Here is a 7,915-nt window from a genome sequence, read left to right as displayed (position 1 = left end):
TTCTGTTTCTCAGCAGCGCTGCGTTTTCAGCAGCAGAGAAGCGAGATTATGAACCGTCTTTCTTCGCTCGTCAACAACTTTTTGAACTGCTTCGTTGCGACGGCGGGGGTTCAACTTCGTGTGCGCCAAGGTCACTACAGCAACCTTCGACAGCACCGCTTCCCTTCCCTCTCGCGCCGCGTTTCCGTTAGCGCGAAAGAGGCGTGATTCTAAGCACCCGCCCCCGTCTCCGCAAGCCCCTTTGTGAAAATATTTTGAAAAAGCCCCCGTGCGCTGTCGCGCACGGGGGCTGGGGTTCATTGCACCAGGAAATCATGCCGGCGACCGACACCCGTCGCCATCGAATCAGCGGTTCTTGAATACCGGCTTCCGCTTCTCGACGAATGCCGCCATCCCTTCCTTCTGATCTTCGGTCGCGAACAGCGAATGGAACAGTCGACGCTCGAAATGAACGCCCTCGGCCAGCGTCGTCTCATACGCACGGCTCACCGACTCCTTGACCATCATGACCGCCGGCAGCGAGAACTCGGCGATCGTCGTCGCCGCGGCAATCGCTTCGTCGAGCAACTTGTCGGCCGGCAGCACGCGCGAAACGAGCCCTGCCCGCTCTGCCTCGGCCGCATCCATGAAGCGCGCGGTCAGGCACATGTCCATCGCCTTCGCCTTCGACACCGCGCGCGGCAGGCGCTGCGTGCCGCCTGCACCCGGCATCACGCCCAGCTTGATTTCGGGCTGGCCGAACTTGGCCGTATCTGCCGCGAAGATGATGTCGCACATCATCGCGAGCTCGCAGCCGCCGCCGAGCGCGAACCCCGCCACGGCAGCAATGATCGGCTTGCGGATCTCGCGGACGGTCTCCCAGTTACGCGTGATGTAGTCGCCGCGGTAGACATCCATATAGGAATAGGTCGCCATCATGCCGATGTCGGCCCCGGCCGCGAACGCCTTCTCGCTCCCCGTCACGACGATCGCGCCGATCTCGTCGTCCGCGTCAAACGCTTTCAGCGCAGCGCCCAATTCATCCATCAACGCATCGTTGAGCGCATTGAGCGCCTTCGGACGGTTGAGCGTGACCAGCCCGACCCGCCCCCGGGTCTCCACCAGGATGTTCTCGTAAGACATCTATTTCTCCTCGATCAATGAAATGAGAAACGCCTCGCACACGCGAATAGTTTGATGCTACCATTCTCCGACCAACCGGTCGGTTAATTAATCGGTCCAATTCCTCTCAACGTCCATCAGGCTGCCGTCATGACCCATGCACTGTTCACGAAGCACGAAGACACGCTGAAACACGCTCTCGCCGCCATCGAGAGCCGCGGGTACTGGAGCCCGTTCGCGGAAATGCCAAGTCCCAAAGTGTACGGGGAAAGCGCCAACGCCGATGGTGAAGCGGCGTTCAAAGCACACCTCGGCAACACGTTCGTGCTCGACCAGCCGGCATCCGGCGGAACCGTCGGCGCGGAGCAGTCGCCGTACGGGATCGCACTCGGCATCCGCTATCCGAAATCGACGCCCGACGAGCTGATTGCAGCGGCCGCCGCTGCCCAGCGTGCATGGCGCGAAGCCGGCCCGAGCGCGTGGATCGGCGTCAGCCTCGAAATCCTCGCGCGGCTGAACCGCGCAAGCTTCGAGATTGCCTACAGCGTGATGCACACCACGGGCCAGGCGTTCATGATGGCGTTCCAGGCCGGCGGCCCGCATGCGCAGGATCGCGCACTCGAAGCAGTCGCCTATGCCTGGGACGAACTGCGTCGCATCCCCGCCGATGCGCACTGGGAAAAGCCGCAAGGCAAGAACCCGCCGCTCGCGATGCACAAGCGCTATACGATCGTCCCGCGCGGCACCGGCCTCGTGCTCGGCTGCTGCACGTTCCCGACGTGGAACGGCTACCCCGGCCTGTTCGCCGACCTGGCGACCGGCAACACGGTGATCGTCAAACCGCACCCGGGCGCGATCCTGCCGCTCGCGATCACGGTTCGCATCGCCCGCGACGTGCTGCGCGAGGCCGGCTTCGATCCGAACGTCGTCACGCTCCTCGCAACCGAGCCGAACGACGGCGCCCTCGTCCAGGACCTCGCGCTGCGTCCTGAAATCAAGCTGATCGACTTCACGGGCAGCACGCAAAACGGCACGTGGCTCGAACGCCATGCCCATCAGGCCCAGGTGTATACGGAGAAGGCCGGCGTCAACCAGATCGTGATCGACTCGACCGACGACTTGAAGGCCGCGGCCAAGAACATCGCGTTCTCGCTGGCGCTGTACTCCGGCCAGATGTGCACCGCACCGCAGAACATCTACGTCCCGCGCGACGGCATCCGGACGGCAGACGGCCACGCGAGCTTCGACGAAGTCGCGCAGGCGATCGCCGTGTCCGTGCAGAAGCTGACCGGCGACCCGGCTCGCTCGGTCGAACTGATCGGCGCGATCCAGAACGACGGCGTGACCGCGCGCATCGACGACGCCCGCAAGCTCGGCCGCGTGCTCGCCGACAGCCAGACGCTCCAGCACCCGGCGTTCGCCGACGCTCGCGTGCGCACGCCGCTGGTGCTGCAGCTCGACGTGGCCGACCGCGCGAAATTCACGCAGGAGTGGTTCGGCCCGATCTCGTTCGTGATCGCGACCGACTCGACCGCACAGTCGCTCGATCTCGCCGGCGAAATCGCCGCGGAGCATGGCGCGCTGACGCTTTCCGTCTATAGCACCGACGACAAGATCCTCGACGCCGCGCACGATGCCGCGGTGCGTGGCGGCGTCGCGCTGTCGATCAACCTGACGGGCGGTGTGTTCGTCAACCAGTCGGCCGCGTTCTCCGACTTCCACGGCACCGGTGCGAACCCGGCTGCCAACGCGGCGCTGGCCGACCCGGCGTTCGTCGCCAATCGGTTCCGCGTGGTGCAAAGCCGCGTCCATGTTGCACCGAAGGCCGTGCCCGCGGAAGTCGGCCAGACTGCATAACCCGAATGGCCGACGTGCAAACGCCGCCACGTTCCCTACCATGAACGAATCCGCCACTCGGCGGGTTCGTTGCACATCGACATATCCATGACCGACGCCTACATCTGCGACGCGATTCGCACCCCCATCGGCCGCTACGGCGGCGCCCTGAAAGACGTTCGCGCCGACGATCTCGGCGCGGTGCCGCTCAAGGCGCTGATCGAACGCAACCAGAACGTCGACTGGTCGGCGATCGACGACGTGATCTACGGCTGCGCGAACCAGGCCGGCGAAGACAACCGCAACGTCGCGCGCATGTCCGCGCTGCTCGCGGGCCTGCCGACCGCCGCGCCGGGCACGACGCTGAACCGGTTGTGCGGCTCGGGCATGGACGCCGTCGGCACGGCCGCGCGTGCGATCAAGGCGGGCGAGGCACGCTTGATGATCGCGGGCGGTGTGGAAAGCATGACGCGTGCGCCGTTCGTGATGGGCAAGGCCGCCAGCGCATTCGCGCGCCAGGCCGCCATTTTCGACACGACGATCGGCTGGCGTTTCGTCAATCCGCTGATGAAACAACAATACGGCGTCGACTCGATGCCCGAGACGGCCGAGAACGTCGCGGTCGACTACAACATCAGCCGCGCCGATCAGGACCTGTTCGCGCTGCGCAGCCAGCAGAAGGCCGCGCGTGCGCAGCAGGACGGCACGCTCGCCGCTGAAATCGTCCCAGTCACGATTCCGCAGAAAAAAGGCGACGCGCTCGTCGTATCGCTCGACGAGCATCCACGCGAAACATCGCTCGAAGCGCTCGCGAAGCTGAAGGGTGTCGTGCGTCCCGACGGCTCGGTAACGGCCGGCAACGCGTCGGGCGTCAACGACGGCGCATGCGCCCTGCTGCTCGCCAACGCGGAAGCCGCCGATCAATATGGGCTGCGCCGCCGCGCGCGCGTCGTCGGCATGGCGAGCGCCGGCGTCGAGCCGCGCGTGATGGGTATCGGCCCGGCGCCAGCCACGCAGAAACTGTTGCGCCAGCTCGGCATGACGATCGACCAGTTCGACGTGATCGAGCTGAACGAAGCGTTCGCCTCGCAGGGTCTCGCGGTGCTGCGCATGCTCGGTGTCGCCGACGACGATCCGCGCGTGAACCCGAACGGCGGTGCGATCGCGCTCGGCCACCCGCTCGGCGCATCGGGTGCGCGGCTCGTGACCACGGCGCTTCACCAACTCGAGCGTACGGGCGGCCGCTTTGCGCTCTGTACGATGTGCATCGGCGTCGGCCAGGGCATCGCGATCGCGATCGAACGCGTGTAACCGACGCGCCGCGCGCCTATAACGAAGTCATGAAGGAGACTCTGCATGTCATATCAGGCGATCCAGCTGGATATCGATCAGGCGGCCCGCGTGGCCGCGATCACCCTCAACCGTCCGGACAAGCTGAACAGCTTCACGCGGGCGATGCACCGCGAACTGCAGTCGGCACTCGATGAAGTCGAGGCGAGCGGCGCGCGTGCGCTGATCCTGACGGGTGCGGGACGTGGCTTCTGCGCGGGCCAGGACCTGGCCGACCTCGACTTCACGCCAGGCGCGTCCACCGACCTCGGCACGCTGATCGACGAGTATTTCAATCCCCTGATCCGCCGCCTGCAACGCATGCCGATTCCGGTAATCGCCGCCGTCAACGGCACGGCGGCCGGCGCCGGCGCGAATCTCGCGCTCGCATGCGACATCGTATTTGCCGCGCGCTCGAGCAGTTTCATCCAGGCCTTCGTCAAGATCGGGCTCGTACCCGATTCGGGCGGCACCTGGTTCCTGCCGCAACGCGTCGGCATGGCCCGCGCGCTGGGGCTCGCACTGACCGGCGACAAGCTCGGCGCCGAACAGGCCGAACAATGGGGCTTGATCTGGCGCGCGGTCGACGACGATGCGCTCGCCGCGTCGGCCCGTCAGGTCGCCAACCAGCTCGGGCAGCAGCCGACGCTCGCGATCGCGTCGATCAAGCAGTCGATGCGCGACAGCATGACGAATACGCTCGACCAGCAGCTCGACCTCGAGCGCGACCTGCAGCGCAAGCTCGGCCAGTCGGCCGACTACGCGGAAGGCGTCAAGGCGTTCATCGAAAAGCGCGCGCCGCGCTTCGAGGGGCGTTGACATGACCACGTCCACCGACACGCTCGCCCCCGATGCGCTCGCCCGTGCGACGGCCCAGGCCATGTACGATGCGGACGCCTGCAGCCGCGCGTTCGGCATGGAAATCGCCGAAGTGCGCGCCGGCTACGCTCGCCTGCAGATGCGCGTACGGCCGGAATTCCTGAACGGACACCAGACCTGCCACGGCGGCATCATCTTCACCCTCGCTGATTCGACGTTCGCGTTTGCGTGCAACTCGTACAACCTGAATACCGTTGCGGCGGGCTGCTCGATCGAATACCTGCGTCCCGTATACGGCAATGACCTGCTGACGGCCGAGGCGATCGAACAGACGCGCAGCGGCCGGCACGGCATCTACGACATCCGCGTCACGAACCAGACAGGCGAAACGGTCGCAATGTTTCGCGGCAAATCGACCCAGATCAAGGGCACGGTCCTTCCGGAAGAACGCTGACGTCCGCGGCTCGCTCATAACAATCACTGGAGACACGCATGACTACCCCGCTACCGCTCGAGCCGATCGAGACCGCCTCACGCGACGAGCTGACCGCGCTGCAACTCGAACGCCTGAAATGGTCGCTCCGGCATGCGTATGAGCACTCCCCCGTCTATCGCCGCAAATTCGACGAAGCGGGCGTGCATCCCGACGACCTGAAAACGCTCGCGGATCTGTCGCGCTTCCCGTTCACGACCAAGAGCGACCTGCGCGACAACTATCCGTTCGGGATGTTCGCGGTGCCGCAGGACCAGATCTCGCGCATTCACGCGTCGTCGGGCACGACCGGCAAGCCGACCGTGGTCGGCTATACGGCGCGCGACATCGACACGTGGGCGAATCTTGTCGCGCGCTCGATCCGCGCGGCCGGCGCGCGCCGCGGCGACAAGGTTCACGTCAGCTACGGCTACGGGCTGTTCACGGGCGGGCTCGGCGCGCACTACGGCGCCGAACGCGCGGGGCTGACGGTGATCCCGTTCGGCGGCGGCCAGACCGAGAAGCAGGTGCAGCTGATCCAGGATTTCCGGCCCGACATCATCATGGTGACGCCGAGCTACATGCTGTCGATCGCCGATGAGATCGAGCGCCAGGGCCTCGACCCCGCGCAAAGTTCGCTGCGCATCGGCATCTTCGGCGCGGAACCGTGGACCAACGACATGCGGGTGGCCATCGAGCAGCGCATGGGCATCGATGCGGTCGACATCTACGGGCTGTCCGAAGTAATGGGTCCGGGCGTCGCGTCGGAATGCGTCGAGACCAAGGACGGCCCGACCATCTGGGAAGACTACTTCTATCCGGAAATCATCGATCCCGAGACCGGCGAAGTGCTGCCGGACGGCCAACTCGGCGAGCTGGTCTTCACGTCGCTGACGAAGGAAGCACTGCCGATCGTCCGCTACCGGACGCGCGACCTCACGCGTCTGCTGCCCGGCACCGCGCGCGCAATGCGCCGGATGGAAAAAATCACCGGGCGTTCGGACGACATGATGATCGTGCGGGGTGTCAACGTCTTCCCGACGCAAATCGAGGAACAGCTGCTGAAGCAGCACGCGCTCGCGCCGCACTATCAGATCGTGCTGACGAAGGAAGGGCCGCTCGACGTGCTGACGCTCAACGTCGAACCGTGTCCCGAAACGGCCCCCGACACGGCGGCGATCCATGCCGCCAGGCAGGCGCTCGCGCACGACATCAAGTCGCTGATCGGCGTGACGGCCGTGATCAACGTGCTGCCCGTGAACGGGATCGAGCGCTCGGTCGGCAAGGCACGCCGCGTGATCGACAAGCGCAAGGGCTGACACCCGCCGCGGCCCCATCGCCACGCGAAGCAGCAATCGCGCACGCAAAAAAACAGCCCGACCGGCCAACAAACCGATCGGGCTGTTTCGTTTCGATGCCCGGCTACACGTGCACGCCGGCACCGCCGCGCATCACGAATTCGGGAACAGCAGCCACATCCGGCCGGTCTGCTTCATCCGCCCGGCCTGGTCGCCGGCGTCGTCGCCGAGCCCCCAGAAATAGTCGGCCCGCACGCCGCCCCGGATCGCGGAACCCGTATCCTGCGCGAACACGAGCCGGTTCATCGGCGTATTCGTCAAAGGACGCGTGGTCTGCAGGAACACGGGCGTGCCGAGCGGGATCGACGACGGATCGACCGCGATCGAGCGCTCGGGCGTGAGCGGCACGCCGAGCGCGCCGATCGGGCCGTCCGCGCCGCCGTGCGGCGCATCTTCCTTGGTCGGCATGTCACGGAAGAACACGAATCGCGGATTCGTATCGAGCAACGCGTCGACGCGAGTCGGGTTCGCCTTCGCCCACGCCTTGATGCCCTGCATCGTCGCCTGTGCGGGCGTCAACTCGCCGCGATCGAGCAGCCACTTGCCGATCGAACGATACGGCTGGTTGTTGGTACCGCCGAAACCGACCCGCATCACCGAACCGTCGTCGAGCAGCACGCGCCCCGAACCCTGCACCTGCAGGAAGAACGCCTCGATCGGATCGTCGACCCACACGAGTTCGTTGCCGTTCAGGATGCCGGCGCGCTCGAGCTGCGCGCGAGCCGGCAGCGCGGCGCCGGCGCGATAACCTGCCGGCCAGCGGTACAGCGCGTACTGGTAAGGACCGCGACGCACGCGCGAGCCGTGCAGCAGCGGCTCGTAATAGCCGGTCACGAGCCCGTCGAGCGTGCCGTCGGTGTTCGCCAGCTGAAACGGCGTGAAATACGTTTCGAAGAATGCACGCGCGCCGCTGACGTCGAGTTCGTCGAGGCGATCCGCGGCCGCGCAGGCGCGCTGCCACGCCGGCTGGCGCGCGAGCCGCACGCAGTTCTGCCGCAGA

General features: G+C 66.0%; 8 protein-coding genes. 6 read left to right on the top strand and 2 right to left on the bottom strand.

What is annotated here, in order from left to right; genetic code table 11:
- A partial coding sequence (locus F3J14_RS35470; protein WP_211080414.1) for a hypothetical protein occupies positions 1-207 on the top strand: 207 nt, incomplete at its 5' end.
- 138 nt (positions 208-345) lie between these two features.
- On the opposite strand, the gene F3J14_RS32250 is transcribed toward F3J14_RS35470, so the two are convergent.
- Positions 346-1,122, bottom strand: a complete 777-nt coding sequence (locus tag F3J14_RS32250) for an enoyl-CoA hydratase (RefSeq protein WP_166726371.1) — start codon at positions 1,120-1,122, stop codon at positions 346-348.
- Positions 1,123-1,251: 129 nt separating this feature from the next.
- Between F3J14_RS32250 and paaN the strand changes: the two genes are divergently transcribed.
- The 5 genes from paaN (at position 1,252) to paaK (ending at position 6,876) form a co-directional block, all read left to right on the top strand.
- Complete coding sequence (paaN, locus tag F3J14_RS32245) at positions 1,252-2,958, top strand: phenylacetic acid degradation protein PaaN (RefSeq protein WP_166726370.1); 1,707 nt, start codon at positions 1,252-1,254, stop codon at positions 2,956-2,958.
- 87 nt (positions 2,959-3,045) lie between these two features.
- On the top strand, positions 3,046-4,248 hold the full coding sequence (pcaF, locus tag F3J14_RS32240; RefSeq protein ID WP_166726369.1) for a 3-oxoadipyl-CoA thiolase: 1,203 nt from the start codon (positions 3,046-3,048) through the stop codon (positions 4,246-4,248).
- A gap of 45 nt (positions 4,249-4,293) precedes the next feature.
- Positions 4,294-5,085, top strand: a complete 792-nt coding sequence (gene paaG / locus F3J14_RS32235; protein ID WP_166726368.1) for a 2-(1,2-epoxy-1,2-dihydrophenyl)acetyl-CoA isomerase PaaG — start codon at positions 4,294-4,296, stop codon at positions 5,083-5,085.
- A 1-nt stretch (position 5,086) separates the two neighbouring features.
- Positions 5,087-5,539: a hydroxyphenylacetyl-CoA thioesterase PaaI gene (gene paaI, locus F3J14_RS32230; protein WP_166726367.1), complete on the top strand. Its 453-nt coding sequence runs from the start codon at positions 5,087-5,089 to the stop codon at positions 5,537-5,539.
- 38 nt (positions 5,540-5,577) lie between these two features.
- The gene (paaK, locus tag F3J14_RS32225; protein WP_166726366.1) at positions 5,578-6,876 is read left to right on the top strand and encodes a phenylacetate--CoA ligase PaaK; all 1,299 of its coding nucleotides are present in this window, start codon (positions 5,578-5,580) and stop codon (positions 6,874-6,876) included.
- 132 nt (positions 6,877-7,008) lie between these two features.
- Here the strand turns inward: paaK and F3J14_RS32220 are convergent.
- A partial coding sequence (locus F3J14_RS32220; RefSeq protein WP_166726365.1) for an MltA domain-containing protein occupies positions 7,009-7,915 on the bottom strand: 907 nt, incomplete at its 5' end.

Origin of the sequence: Burkholderia sp. Tr-862 (assembly GCF_011753085.1) — a bacterium.
Classification (GTDB): domain Bacteria; phylum Pseudomonadota; class Gammaproteobacteria; order Burkholderiales; family Burkholderiaceae; genus Burkholderia; species Burkholderia ambifaria.
Note: the sequence above shows the minus strand (reverse complement) of the source record. Positions and strands in the feature narration are given on the sequence as shown.